Source organism: Enterobacter cloacae complex sp. P27C (assembly GCF_014895705.1).
Taxonomy (GTDB): domain Bacteria; phylum Pseudomonadota; class Gammaproteobacteria; order Enterobacterales; family Enterobacteriaceae; genus Enterobacter; species Enterobacter bugandensis.
Map to the genome: position 1 here is coordinate 42,414 of NZ_JADBQB010000008.1, position 13,867 is coordinate 56,280.

The 13,867-nt window shown below is 55.9% G+C and carries 11 protein-coding genes and 2 pseudogenes; 7 read left to right on the forward strand and 6 right to left on the reverse strand.

The window, feature by feature from the left end:
• Window positions 1-159 precede the first annotated feature (159 nt).
• Window positions 160-2,190 (forward strand): alpha-amylase, encoded by a 2,031-nt coding sequence (locus IM291_RS16905; RefSeq protein ID WP_192987352.1) that lies wholly within the window; start codon window positions 160-162, stop codon window positions 2,188-2,190.
• A 199-nt stretch (window positions 2,191-2,389) separates the two neighbouring features.
• Entirely contained in the window at window positions 2,390-3,646 is a 1,257-nt protein-coding gene (gene avtA / locus IM291_RS16910; RefSeq protein WP_126327133.1) for a valine--pyruvate transaminase, read from the forward strand.
• Window positions 3,647-3,650: 4 nt separating this feature from the next.
• Here avtA and IM291_RS16915 read toward each other — a convergent pair.
• Window positions 3,651-3,791 (reverse strand): annotated as a pseudogene (locus IM291_RS16915) (IclR family transcriptional regulator C-terminal domain-containing protein); the annotation flags it as partial.
• Between IM291_RS16915 and IM291_RS16920 the strand changes: the two are divergent.
• Window positions 3,771-4,195: pseudogene (locus tag IM291_RS16920) on the forward strand (class II aldolase/adducin family protein); the annotation flags it as partial. The pseudogenes IM291_RS16915 and IM291_RS16920 overlap by 21 nt on opposite strands.
• Here the strand turns inward: IM291_RS16920 and IM291_RS16925 are convergent.
• A complete protein-coding gene (locus IM291_RS16925) occupies window positions 4,196-5,014 on the reverse strand; it encodes an AraC family transcriptional regulator (protein ID WP_126300642.1) in 819 nt (272 codons plus the stop codon).
• Between the two features lie 225 nt (window positions 5,015-5,239).
• On the opposite strand from IM291_RS16925, the gene IM291_RS16930 reads away from it, so the two are divergent.
• Complete coding sequence (locus tag IM291_RS16930; protein ID WP_062935829.1) at window positions 5,240-6,640, forward strand: MFS transporter; 1,401 nt, start codon at window positions 5,240-5,242, stop codon at window positions 6,638-6,640.
• A 10-nt stretch (window positions 6,641-6,650) separates the two neighbouring features.
• On the forward strand, window positions 6,651-8,600 hold the full coding sequence (locus IM291_RS16935) for a glycoside hydrolase family 127 protein (RefSeq protein WP_192987354.1): 1,950 nt from the start codon (window positions 6,651-6,653) through the stop codon (window positions 8,598-8,600).
• A gap of 43 nt (window positions 8,601-8,643) precedes the next feature.
• Here IM291_RS16935 and IM291_RS16940 read toward each other — a convergent pair whose 3' ends face one another.
• The 3 genes from IM291_RS16940 to IM291_RS16950 form a co-directional block, all read right to left on the reverse strand.
• Window positions 8,644-9,048: a type II toxin-antitoxin system HicB family antitoxin gene (locus tag IM291_RS16940; protein WP_045260040.1), complete on the reverse strand. Its 405-nt coding sequence runs from the start codon at window positions 9,046-9,048 to the stop codon at window positions 8,644-8,646.
• Between the two features lie 14 nt (window positions 9,049-9,062).
• Complete coding sequence (locus IM291_RS16945; RefSeq protein WP_192987356.1) at window positions 9,063-9,248, reverse strand: type II toxin-antitoxin system HicA family toxin; 186 nt, start codon at window positions 9,246-9,248, stop codon at window positions 9,063-9,065.
• Between the two features lie 209 nt (window positions 9,249-9,457).
• Entirely contained in the window at window positions 9,458-10,198 is a 741-nt protein-coding gene (locus tag IM291_RS16950) for a MipA/OmpV family protein (protein ID WP_059357122.1), read from the reverse strand.
• 117 nt (window positions 10,199-10,315) lie between these two features.
• On the opposite strand from IM291_RS16950, the gene IM291_RS16955 reads away from it, so the two are divergent.
• Entirely contained in the window at window positions 10,316-11,281 is a 966-nt protein-coding gene (locus IM291_RS16955; RefSeq protein ID WP_192987358.1) for a LysR family transcriptional regulator, read from the forward strand.
• Here IM291_RS16955 and aldB read toward each other — a convergent pair.
• Window positions 11,278-12,816 carry an aldehyde dehydrogenase AldB gene (gene aldB, locus IM291_RS16960; RefSeq protein WP_192987360.1) on the reverse strand — a complete coding sequence of 513 codons (1,539 nt, stop codon included), beginning with the start codon at window positions 12,814-12,816 and terminating at the stop codon, window positions 11,278-11,280. The genes IM291_RS16955 and aldB overlap by 4 nt on opposite strands.
• Window positions 12,817-12,981: 165 nt before the next feature.
• Here aldB and IM291_RS16965 point away from each other — a divergent pair, with 165 nt between their 5' ends.
• Window positions 12,982-13,866, forward strand: coding sequence for an ROK family protein (locus IM291_RS16965; protein ID WP_192987362.1), 885 nt, complete (start codon window positions 12,982-12,984; stop codon window positions 13,864-13,866).
• Window position 13,867: the final 1 nt, after the last annotated feature.

Below are 13,867 nucleotides of genomic sequence, written 5' to 3' on the forward strand. Positions count from 1 at the left end.
TCATTCCTGAAAAAATGTGTGCGATATCGCAGATAACTGTCTCATTTCGCGCGGGATCATTCATCCTCACAGATCCTCCCGACAGAAAGCGATGGGGGATGAGTTTTTAACCACAACCTGATGGCACACTGGTCAAAAATGCCGCGACAGGAAAATGGAATGAAACGCACCGCATTAGCTTTTCTGATGTTACCCGCTCTGGCACATGCCGACTGGTCATCGCCGGGGTTTAACGCATTTCGCGCCGAAGGCACCGGGGTTTTCACCAGCCAGGCAAAGCTTACGAAGGGTACGCGTCCTCTGACGCTGGGTTTTGACAAGACGTGCTGGCAGCCTTCGGAGGCGATAAAACTCAATGAGATGCTGTCGCTCAAGCCCTGCGACGGGTCTCCGCCGCAGTGGCGCCTTTTCCGCGACGGTGAATACCAGATGCGGATTGATACCCGATCCGGCACGCCCACTCTGTTGCTGACAATTCAGAGCACCGCAGAACAGCCGGTTGCAAGCGTTATCCGCCAGTGCCCGAAGTGGGACGGTAAACCGCTGACGCTGGACGTCAGCCATACCTTCCCGGAAGGCACCGTGGTGCGTGATTTCTACAGCAAACAGACCGCGACGGTGCAGAACGGAAACATAACCCTGCAGCCAGCCGCCAGCAGTGGTGGCCTGCTGCTGCTTGAGCGCGCCGAAACCGACAAACCAGCGCCGTTTAGCTGGCAAAACGCCACCGTCTATTTTGTGCTAACCGACCGCTTTGTGAATGGCGACCCGGGCAACGACAACAGCTACGGTCGTCACAAAGACGGCATGCAGGAAATTGGCACCTTCCACGGTGGCGATCTCAAAGGGCTCGCCAGCAGGCTCGACTATTTACAGCAGCTGGGGGTGAACGCGCTCTGGATAAGTTCCCCGCTTGAGCAGATCCACGGCTGGGTAGGCGGTGGCACCAAAGGGGACTTCCCACACTATGCCTATCACGGCTACTACACCCAGGACTGGACGAAGCTCGATGCCAACATGGGCACCGAGGATGATCTGCGCCATCTTGTTGATGAAGCGCACAGGCGCGGCATTCGCATCCTGTTCGATATCGTCATGAACCACGCGGGCTACGCGACGCTTGCGGACATGCAGGAGTACCAGTTTGGCGCGCTGTATCTGCAGGGTGATGAGCTGAAAAAGACCCTGGGCGACCGCTGGACGGACTGGAAGCCGGGCGCGGGCCAAAGCTGGCATAGCTTCAACGATTACATCAACTTTAGCGATAAAGCCGCATGGGAAAAATGGTGGGGCAAAAAATGGATCCGCACCGACATCGGTGATTACGACAACCCCGGCTTCGACGATTTAACCATGTCGCTGGCGTTCCTACCGGATCTGAAAACGGAATCCACCGCCCCTTCCGGGCTACCCAATTTCTACCAACACAAGCCCGATACCCACGCGAAAGCCATCCCGGGATATACCCCGCGCGACTATCTCACCCACTGGCTCAGCCAGTGGGTGCGCGACTACGGCATCGACGGTTTCCGGGTGGATACCGCGAAGCACGTCGAGCTTGCGGCCTGGCAACAGTTAAAGGACCAGGCTAGTCAGGCGCTGGCCGCGTGGAAAGGGGCCAACCCGGACAAAAAGCTCGATAACGCACCGTTCTGGATGACCGGCGAGTCCTGGGGTCACGGAGTGATGCAAAGCGACTATTACCGCCACGGTTTCGACGCGATGATCAACTTTGATTATCAGGAGCAGGCGGCAAAAGCGGTGGATTGCCTGGCCGATATGGATCTGACCTGGCAGCAGATGGCGGAAAAGCTGCAAAGCTTCAACGTGCTGAGCTATCTCTCCTCCCATGATACACGCCTGTTCCGCGAAGGAGGCCAGCGCGCTGCGGAGCTGCTCCTGCTGGCACCGGGCAGCGTACAAATCTATTACGGTGATGAATCCGAGCGTCCGTTTGGCCCGACGGGGTCTGACCCGCTGCAGGGTACACGCTCGGATATGAACTGGCAGGACGTGAGGGGCAAGCAGGCCTTAACCGTCGCCCACTGGCAAACGCTGGGCCAGTTCCGCGCCCGCCATCCGGCGATCGGTGAAGGCAGACAAACCACGCTGTCGCTGAAAGAGGGGTACGGCTTCGTGCGCGAGCACAAGGGCGATAAGGTGATAGTGGTATGGGCGGGTAATCAATAATTATCCCCCCTCACCCTGGCCCTCTCCCCGCATGGGGAGTGAGCCGGGGTGAGGGGTAAAACCCACCAGAACTATTCACTACAAAAATCCCACCCCGCCCTACAAAACAACAAATCCGACCACATCTCCCGATTTGCACCAGCACAGTGCTAGCGTTATGGTTACCCACTTTCAAAATAAGCTCGATAGAACACCTGCTATGACGTTTTCACTTTTTGGCGACAAATTCACCCGCCATTCAGGCATTACTCGCCTGATGGAGGACCTCAACGACGGGCTGCGCACACCGGGTGCCATCATGCTCGGCGGCGGAAACCCGGCGCAAATTCCGGAGATGACAACCTATTTCCAGACGCTGCTCGCGCAGATGCTGGAAAACGGCAAAGCGACCGATGCGCTCTGCAATTACGACGGTCCGCAGGGTAAAACCGAGCTACTGACTCTCCTTGCCAAAATGCTGCGTGAAGAGCTGGGCTGGGATATCGAACCACAGAATATTGCACTAACAAACGGCAGCCAGAGCGCGTTTTTCTACTTGTTTAACCTGTTCGCAGGGCGTCGCGCCGACGGCACCACCAAAAAAGTGCTGTTCCCGCTGGCGCCGGAGTATATCGGCTACGCCGATTCCGGCCTGGAAGAGGATCTGTTCGTCTCCGCGCGTCCGAACATTGAGCTGCTGCCGGAAGGCCAGTTCAAGTATCACGTCGATTTTGAACACCTGCATATTGGCGAAGAGACGGGGATGATCTGCGTATCGCGCCCAACGAACCCAACGGGCAACGTGATCACCGATGACGAACTGATGAAGCTGGATGCGCTGGCAAATCAGCACGGCATTCCGCTGGTGATCGATAACGCCTACGGCGTACCGTTCCCGGGCATTATCTTCAGCGAAGCACGTCCGCTGTGGAACCCGAACATTGTCCTGTGCATGAGCCTCTCCAAGCTGGGTCTGCCGGGCAGCCGCTGCGGCATCATCATCGCCAACGAGAAAATCATCACCGCCATAACCAATATGAACGGCATTATCAGCCTTTCACCAGGCGGTATCGGTCCGGCGATGATGTGCGAAATGATCAAACGCAACGACCTGCTGCGTCTGTCTAATGAAGTCATCAAACCGTTCTATTACCAGCGCGTTCAGGAGACGATTGCGACGCTTCGCCGCTACTTACCGGAAGAACGCTGCCTGATCCACAAACCTGAAGGAGCGATTTTCCTGTGGCTGTGGTTTAAGGATTTGCCGATCACTACAGAACTGCTCTATCAGCGACTGAAAAAGCGTGGCGTGCTGATGGTGCCGGGCGATTACTTCTTCCCGGGTCTGGATAAGCCATGGCCGCACACGCACCAGTGCATGCGCATGAACTACGTGCCCGATCCGGCAAAAATCGAAGCGGGCGTCAAAATTCTCGCCGAAGAAATTGAAAAAGCGTGGCACGAAGGCAGCCAGTAACACGCTACCCCTCACGCACGTTAAAACCCAGCTCTTTTGATATCGCCTCTGCCGTTTCGCGCAGAGGCTTGAGCAGGTTTTTCTCGCCAACCTGCTTCATGCGGGACGTCGACAACGAAATGGAGATCGCGAAAGCGGCATGATGGTCATCAAGCCGTCCGGCGTGGAGTACGACGTGATGACGGCGGAGGATATGGTGGTGGTGAACATTGCCACCGGTCTGGTGGTCGAAGGCAGTAAAAAACCCTCCTCTGATACACCAACCCATCTGGCACTGTATCGCCGTTATCCGGAGATTGGCGGCATCGTACATACCCATTCCCGCCACGCCACCATCTGGTCGCAGGCGGGACAGGATTTACCCGCCTGGGGCACGACACACGCAGACTATTTCTACGGAGCGATCCCCTGCACGCGGCTGATGAAGAGTGCGCCTATATGGGCCTGTTCTCACGCCAGCTCGCACCACAGTTACCGGCTATGCAGCAGGCGCTGCTGGACAAGCATTATCTGCGCAAGCACGGGGCGAACGCCTATTACGGGCAGTAATCAACCGGAATTAATATGCTCCTTACAGTACCGCCGTTTCCAGACGGCGGGGGTTAACCCGGTATGCTTCGAGAATATCTGCCGGAAATATCCCACGTCGTTAAAGCCGCAGCGCGCTGCGACCTCGGTTAATGACGCAGCGTCGTTGAGCAGGAGTTTTTCCGCCGCCCTGACGCGCTGGCGATGTATCGCCTCCGTCAGGGTTAAATGGAAAGTCCGGCGAAAGACGCGCCCGAGATAATCTGCATTACAGTGCAACGCTTTTGCCAGCTGCGAGGTGGATATCGGTAAATGAAACTGCGTGCGAATAAGCTGTTTTGCCTTCCATGCCATCGCCGCGCCGGCCTGATCTGCGCTGTCTTCATATCCTGAAGAGTTCGACACCTGCTGTAAAATCAATAATAAAATCATCTCCAGCGCCATGCTACGCCGTAATTTCTCCTGCTCGCTGAGGAATTGACGAAAGAGCGCAATCACATATTCCGCATCCCTTACGCGGCAGTGTTGTTCTATTGCCAGAGGAGCAGCGTTGGGTAACGTTGGATCTTGCGGCTCCACCTCAAAATGCAGCCAGTAAAAGCGCAGGTCCGCCGGGAAATCCTCCACGCCCACATGCCGACGCTGCGGCCAGAGCAATAAACTCTCTCCCGCATTAACATCAAAAACATGATTTTCTTCCTGGATCGTTAAAGTCCCTTTTTCGACAAAAATAATCTCCCACGATGTTAATTTTCGCGCAGGGTGGCGGCCCACTCCGCGGGAGATAAATAGCCCGCCATTTTGAACCTTAACCGGAAGCGCTATGGATAATTCGAGCATGGATATTCACCATTCCGCTTTTATTGTCGTTAATATTCGACTTACCCGTTGATTATTAATCAATATTAAAATATCTGTCCGATCGGAATCACATTTTTATCATCAGGTCGGAATCGTCACCTTTTTATACTTTTCCCTTCCCTTGTTGGCCTTCCCGTTCGATGCAGAATAAAGAGGTACCCAGCATAAATACGATAATAAATTCGATCTCCGAGGAGTTACTTCATGACTTCCACACCGATTACAGACGCAGACGCTGCAAAACAGAAAGTCGATGACCGGCTGTCCGTCCGCGAGAAAATGGGCTACGGCCTGGGCGATGCGGGCGGCACGGTAATTACCTGCCTGATCATGAACTTTCTGACCTTTTTCTATACCGATGTATTTGGTCTCACCCCTGCGCTGGTGGGCACGCTGTTTATTGCCCTTCGCGTGTTTGACGCCATTTCCGATCCGGTGATGGGCGTCATTGCTGACCGCACGCAGAGCCGCTGGGGCCGATTTCGTCCCTGGCAGCTGTGGGTCGCCGTCCCGATAGGCATTATCGGCGTAATGACCTTCACCGTTCCGGAAGCCAGCATGGGCGTGAAAATCGCCTGGGCGTTCGGCACCTATTTGCTGTTATCCGTGGGCTATACCGCCATCAACGTGCCCTACTGCGCGCTGATCAACACCATGACCACCCGCCACAACGAGGTGATCGCCTGCCAGTCCTGGCGCTTTGTGCTGTGCGGCGTGGCGGGCTTTTTGGTCTCCGTTGGCCTGCCGTGGCTGGTAGCGGAGCTGGGTCAGGGCGATGCCGCGAAGGGTTATCAACTGGGCGTTGGCGTGCTGTGCGCTATCGCCGTGGTGATGTTCTTGTGCTGCTTCTTCTGGGTTCGTGAACGCGTTCCGCTGGCGCTGATGGGCAAATTCACCCTGCGCGAGCACCTGGCGGGCCTGCGTAAAAACGATCAGCTGCTGCTGATGTTGTTGATGTCGTTTCTGCTGATCAACGTCTTCAACATTCGCGGCGGTGGATATATGTACTTTATCACCTACGTGCTTCAGGGCAGCACGGCGTACACCTCGCTGTTTTTCACCATGGTGACCTTTGCCGCTATTCTGGGCGCAGTGATCGTCAGCCCGCTGTCGCGCCGTATTGATACCGTCAAACTCTACTACTACACCAACCTGGTGCTCGCTGCGCTTGCGGTGGGCATGTGGTTTCTGCCGGGTGGTCCGGCGCACCAGACGCTATGGCTGATCGTCATTTTAAGCAACGGCGTGATCCTGGGCTTCACCCTGCCGCTGCACTTCTCGCTAATGGCCTTTGCCGATGACTACGGCGAGTGGAAAACCGGCGTGCGTTCGTCGGGCATGAACTTCGCCTTCAACCTGTTTTTCATCAAGCTTGCGTGGGCGTCCAGCGCCGGGATTATCAGCCTGGTGTTTATTGCCGTGGCCTATCAGCCAGGCGCGGGCAACCAGACGCCAGCCTCACTGCACGGCATCACCGCCATGGAGACGCTGCTGCCTGCCCTTTTCCATCTGCTGCTGGCGGTCGCTATCCGCTGGTGCAGGCTTAATAACCCAATGATGTCGCGCATTTCCACCGACCTGCGCCAGCGTCACGTACCGTCCTGAGGAGAACGCTATGTCCATAATGGAACCCGACCTGCACCAGCTGAAAATCAACGATCCGTTTCTCGGGCAATATCAACGGCTGGTCCGTGACGTGGTGATCCCTTACCAGTGGGATGCGCTTAACGACCGCGTGGCGGAGGCCGAACCCAGCCACGCCATCGCTAACTTCCGCATCGCGGCCGGGCTGGAACAGGGGGAGTTTTACGGGATGGTGTTTCAGGACAGCGACGTGGCGAAATGGCTCGAAGCCGTGGCGTGGTCGCTGTGCCAGAAGCCGGATGCAGCACTGGAAAAAACCGCCGACGAGGTGATTGAGCTGGTCGCGGCGGCGCAGTGTGAAGATGGCTACCTCAACACCTACTTTACGGTAAAAGCCCCCGAGGAACGCTGGACGAATCTGGCCGAATGCCACGAGCTGTACTGCGCCGGGCATATGATTGAAGCGGGCGTGGCGTATTTCCAGGGAACCGGAAAACGTCGCCTGCTGGACGTGGTGTGCAGGCTGGCGGACCATATCGACAGCGTGTTTGGCCCGGGAGAAACACAGCTACACGGTTACCCTGGTCACCCGGAAATCGAGCTGGCGCTGATGCGGCTGTACGACGTCACGCAGGAGCCGCGTTATCTCAATCTGGTGAAATACTTTATCGAAGAACGCGGCGCGCAGCCTCACTTCTACGATAGCGAATACGAGAAGCGCGGCAAAACATCTTACTGGAACACCTATGGTCCGGCGTGGATGGTCAAGGACAAAGCCTACAGCCAGGCGCATCTGCCCCTTGCGGAACAGCAAACGGCCATCGGCCATGCCGTGCGTTTCGTCTATCTGATGGCGGGCATGGCGCATCTGGCGCGCCTGAGCAACGACGAGGGGAAACGTCAGGACTGTCTGCGTTTGTGGAACAACATGGCGCAGCGCCAGCTGTACATTACCGGCGGGATTGGCTCGCAGAGCAGCGGGGAGGCGTTCAGCAGCGATTACGATCTGCCCAACGATACGGTGTACGCCGAAAGCTGCGCCTCAATCGGCCTGATGATGTTCGCCCGCCGGATGCTGGAGATGGAGGCAGACGGCCACTACGCCGACGTGATGGAGCGCGCGCTGTACAACACGGTGCTGGGCGGGATGGCGCTGGACGGTAAGCATTTCTTTTATGTCAATCCACTGGAAGTGCATCCGAAAACGCTGGCCTTTAACCATATCTATGACCACGTGAAGCCGGTGCGTCAGCGCTGGTTCGGCTGCGCCTGCTGCCCGCCGAATATCGCCCGCGTGCTGACCTCGCTGGGGCACTACATTTATACCGTTCGCCCGGATGCGCTGCTGATAAACCTTTACGTGGGGAACGACGTCGCCATTCCGGTGGGCGATAACGCCCTACAGCTGCGCATTAGCGGTAACTATCCGTGGCAGGAGCAGGTGAAGATTGAAATCACCTCGCCGGTTCCGGTCACCCACACGCTGGCACTCAGGCTGCCGGACTGGTGCGCGGAGCCTGCCGTTTCGCTGAATGGCGAAGCCATTACCGGTGAAGTGTCACGCGGATATCTCTACCTCTCCCGCTGCTGGCAGGAAGGCGACACCCTGACCCTGACGCTACCGATGCCGGTCCGCCGCGTGTACGGTAACCCCCAGGTGCGCCAGCAGGCGGGTAAAGTCGCGCTACAGCGCGGGCCGCTGGTTTACTGCCTGGAAGAAGCTGATAACGGCGCCAACCTGCATAACCTCTCCTTGCCCCGAGATAGCGAGTTCCGGGTATATGAAGGCAAAGGCATTTTCGCGCATAAGATGCTGATACAGACAGAAGGGATTGGGTGTCACATGAAGGAAACGGATGCGCTGTGGCAGTACGACCGCTCGCCGGTACTGCGCCAGCCCCGGACGTTGACCTTTATTCCCTGGTTTAGCTGGGCTAACCGGGGAGAAGGGGAAATGCGGATATGGGTGGATGAAGGCTGAATAGCGGCGGTCTGTTGCCCTCACCCACGGGAGAGGTTTAACGCTATGGCAGCACGCGACGTGCTGCCTCAGCCAGAAATGCGCTTCGATTACCGAACTGAGGATGCTCGCTGACAAAGGAATCAATCTTTACCAGCAAACGTCGAGGCATCGTGATGTTGATACGCTCGGCTCTGCCGTCAAACTGCTTCATATTAATATCCACCAGCAACCATTGCCCGCCCGTGAAGTCGTCAGGGTGATTTTCAAGGTGCACTTCGACATTTCCCGGAAGAGGCAATGCTTCATCCATTTCAAACAGCGCTTCGAAGTGCGCGGTGAGCGCCTCACGTGCATCCTGAAAAGCGTCGTCCAGGGAATCACCTGCAAAAAAACAGCCTGGAACGTCAGGAAAAAAGCCGCTGGCGCTGCCGTCGGTGTCAGAATGAATGTAAGCCGGATAAAACATAACTACTCCTGATATCAGTGTTTAATTCCCGCCTGCCGCCATATCTGCGCGAGCGTGCCCGGTTTAATATCCTTCTTAGGATGTGGGACAGTAACCAGCCCTTTCTGTTCGGGATGGCGAAACTGATGATGTCTTCCTTTCGTTCTGACACATTTCCAGCCGTGGCCGATCAGAACGGTAATGACATCCGCACTTTTCACATCCCAGTCCTTCCATGATTATACACATGATACACACCATTACTATCGGGTCGAATCACATTAGCGCATAAGGAACATCAGTGCAGCCGTGTTTTGGCGGAACAGGAAGAAGCATCGAGAAATGAAAAAGGAATACGTTGTATTGCAGATAAAAATGCAGGCAAGATCGTAGGCCGGGCAAGGCAACGCCGTCGCCCGGCTTTACCGCATCAGAAGCGCCAGGTCAGGCCGGTCATTAGCGCGAAGCTATCATCGCGGTCGATCATCGGGCTGTTCTTCACGTCATCAGGCAATACGGTGTAGACCGCGCTGGCGTTGAGGTACAGCTTCTGGGTTAACTGATATTTAGCTGCCAGACCAACGTAGGGCGTCCAGCTGTCGCCGGCGGTGTATTGATCCAGACCTGAGCGGCGTGACTCGCTGCCGGATACGCCGTAGTAGTAGTCGTTATAGCTCTCGTCGCTGTAAAAAACACCGACAGAAGGCGTCAGGGTCAAACGCTCCATCCTGATTGGACGGAAGTAGGATACCTCGCCCACCACGCCGCCGCTTTCATCCGTGGCATCGCCTGAAACCGCCACTTTCAGAGAACCCCAGCTTTCGTGGTGGTAGTACGCACCGCCGAGGAACGCAGAGGCTTTACGCTCATCAAGCTGCTTCATCTGGTGGTCGTCGTTATCATCCGGATCAAAATGCAGCGGCATCCAGGATGCGGTCAGGCTGAGTTCATTTTTTGCGTCTTTCCACAGGATCCATCCGCCCGTGGTCTGGCGAACATAGAAGCGATCGCCCTCATAGCTAATTAACGGCACCGCGGTGGTATTTTCGTTATAGCCTTTATAAGGAGACTCATTAAATACGGCCCCCGCGCCAAGTGAAAAGTCACCGGCCATTGCAGAAGAGGTTGCAAATAACGTGGCAGCAATCAGTAAATTGTATTTAATAGTCATGTGAAGTAATCCATTTATACGCCAAATAAGCGGGGCGAATAATAATGGTTACAAATTTGCCTGTGCAACGCTGCAGTTTATATAATATTATATATAAAACCATATAGATGGGTGCGCATGATGAATAAATTACAGCTAAAGCCACGCGAGTTAAAAATAATCTCCGTCATCGCAGCCACCCACAGCATTGGTGATGCCGCCGCCCTGCTGGGCATGGCGCAGGCCAACGTCAGTAAATATCTCTCGGATTTTGAAACGCGGGTTGGGCTTAAGGTTTTTGAGCGCACCACCCGCCAACTCGCTCTGACGCAATTCGGTGAGGCGTTGCTCCCCTATGTCGACGCCACGCTGGACAAAAACACGCAACTTATTAATTTCATTGCCGATTATAAGCATGAAAAGCGTGGAAAAGTCACGATTTACGCCCCAACGGGCATCGTGACCTATCTCGCGCGCCACGTGATCCACCAGATAAAGGACATCGGGGATATTCGCATTTCCCTGAAAACCTACAACCTGGACCGCAACGAATATTCAGAAGGTGTGTCCTTCCCGGATGACTGTGATATTTTAATTACCTATGCGCAACCGAAAGATGAAAGTCTGGTCGCCAGCGTATTAACAAAATATTCCGTCACTGCATTCGCAGCCCAGGAATATTTAAATAAACATCCTTTAACCGGACCTGAAGATTTAATTAATCACTCCTGTATTCTGATCGACTCCATGCTGGTCGACGACGCCAACATCTGGCGTTTTCGCATGCATGGCAGTGATGATGTGCATGATTATCGGGTAACCGGAAACTATATTTGCGACAATACCCAGACGGCACTGGAGCTGGCAAGAAATAATCTTGGCATTGTGTTCGCGCCGAAAGAAAGCCTGAAGAAAGAATTAACGCAAGGTACGTTGGTCCCCTGTTTCCCGCATCAGGAAGAGTGGTGGCTCGATCTGACCGCCATCTTCCGCAAGCGCGAATATCAGCCCTGGCGCGTACAATATGTTCTGGATGGTGTCCTCAACTGCCTGCGCCAGCAAATTGCTCAGGCCGTCCATGGACGGCCTGAACTGGGCGATTAGAACAGCCCCAGCGGTTTATCGGAGTAGCTGACAAGCAGACATTTCGTCTGCTGGTAATGCTCCAGCATCATCTTGTGCGTTTCACGCCCGATTCCCGACTGCTTATACCCGCCAAATGCCGCGTGAGCCGGATAGGCGTGGTAGCAGTTGGTCCATACGCGCCCGGCCTGTATACCCCTGCCCATTTTATAGGCCAGATTACCGTTACGGCTCCAGACTCCCGCCCCCAGGCCATACGGCGTGTCGTTGGCAATCTCCAGCGCCTCCTCCATCGTTTTGAAGGTAGTCACCGCCAGCACCGGTCCGAAAATCTCCTCCTGGAAGACGCGCATGTTGTTCTGCCCGAACAGGATCGTCGGCTCAAGGTAATACCCTTCCTGCAGATCTCCGCCGAGCACCTTACGACGACCGCCGGTCAGGATATCCGCCCCTTCCTTCTTGCCGATATCGATGTAGTTGAGGATAGTCTCAAGCTGGCCATGCGAGACCTGCGCCCCCATCTGCGTAACATTATCGAGCGGGTTACCACTGCGGATAGACTCGACGCGGCGAATGGCCCGTTCCATAAAGCGCTCGTAGATGGACTCCTGCACCAGCGCGCGGCTTGGGCAGGTGCAGACTTCGCCCTGGTTAAAGGCAAACAGCGCAAACCCTTCCAGCGCCTTGTCGAAGAAAGCGTCCTCTTCCTCCATCACGTCCGCGAAGAAGATGTTCGGGGACTTCCCGCCCAGCTCGAGGGTCACCGGAATAATGTTTTGCGTGGCGTACTGCATAATCTGCTGGCCCACTTCCGTCGACCCGGTAAACGCTACTTTAGCGATCCGTTTTGAGGTGGCCAGATATTCCCCTATCTCACCGCCCGCGCCGTTCACCACGTTAATCACCCCCGGCGGCAGAAGATCGGCAACAATTTCCATCAGCAGCAGGACAGAGAGCGGGGTTAAACGCGCCGGTTTAAGCACAATGCAATTCCCGGCGGCCAGCGCGGGCGCCATTTTCCAGCTCGCCATCAGCAGCGGGAAGTTCCACGGAATAATTTGCCCGACGACCCCCAGCGGCTCGTGGAAGTGGTACGCCACGGTGTCGCTATCTACCTCGCTTATTCCGCCCTCCTGCGCGCGAATACAGGAGGCAAAATAGCGGAAGTGGTCGATAGCCAGCGGCACGTCTGCCGTCATCGTTTCCCGGATCGGCTTGCCGTTATCCCAGGTTTCCGCCGTCGCCAGCAGCTCCAGGTTCTGCTCCATCCGGTCGGCGATTTTGAACAAAATGGCCGCGCGCTCCTGAACGGAGGTATGGCCCCATTTATCTTTCGCTTTGTGCGCCGCATCCAGCGCCAAATCGATATCCCGCTTGCCGGAGCTGGCAATCTCGCACAGCGGCTGGCCGGTAACGGGCGTCAGGTTGGAATAGTATTCGCCGTCGACGGGGGCCACCCAGTCGCCGCCGATAAAATTGTCATAACGGGGCTTCAGCTTGAGGGGAAAACCATACTCGCCGGGCTGGATACGCGAAGAGGGAGGATTGTTTGTCATGACCGTCTCCTTGCTGTTGGTGTACAACAAGGGTAGTCCCGGCTGGCGGTTTTCTCGCCAGTGGGTGACGGGTTTACGAGCCGTATCACGGATTACCGTACTTTACGTTTCGTTCCTGCCACTGAGCCATACTTAACAGCTCAAGGGCTCATGAGGAACGATGCGATGCAGCTGTTTATCGGTTTTGACGTAGGCGGAACCCACATCAAACACGGCGTGATTGATGAAAATGGCAAGGAGCTGACGACGGACGAGTACGATACTCCTGAGGATAAAAACACCTTCAAAAAGAAGTGGAAAGCGGTAGTTGAAGCGTATCAGGACGAACACGGCATCGTCGGTATCGGCGTGAGCTTTCCCGGCCATATTAACCACCACAGCGGCGAAGCGGCAAAAGCGGGCGCGCTCGACTATCTCGACGGTGAAAACCTGTGCGCACTCTTCGCCGGGCTGACCGATCTTCCCGTCACCGTGGAAAACGACGCCAACTGTGCGGCGCTGGGCGAGCGCTGGCAGGGCGCGGGTAAGGACTACGAGCATTTCGTCTGCATCACCATCGGCACGGGCATCGGTGGCGGGATTGTGATGGAAGGCGATCTTTATCGCGGGTCGCATTACCGCGCCGGCGAATTTGGCGTGCTGCCCGTGGGTAATAACGGCGAACCCATGCATGAAGTGGCGTCGGCCAGCGGCCTGATGAAAGCCTGTCGTCGCGCGCTGGCCGTATCAGAAGAAGAGATGCCTCACGGCGAGGAGCTGTTTAAACGCATGGAGAGCGACGTGCATCTGCGTGAGGCCATTGAGGAGTGGGCCCATTGCCTCTCGCGCGGCGTTTACAGCGTAATCTCAATGTTCGATCCACAGGCAGTGCTGATTGGCGGCGGGGTAAGCGAGCAGGAGAAAATCTATCTCCTGCTCGATAAGTACCTGCAGCGATTCGAGGAGTGGGAGGCGCTCAAGGTGCCCATTCTGCCCTGCGAGCTGGGTAACCAGGCGGGGAGGCTGGGCGCGGTATGGCTGGCTAAGCAAAAACTCTCCCGCCGCACGTAGC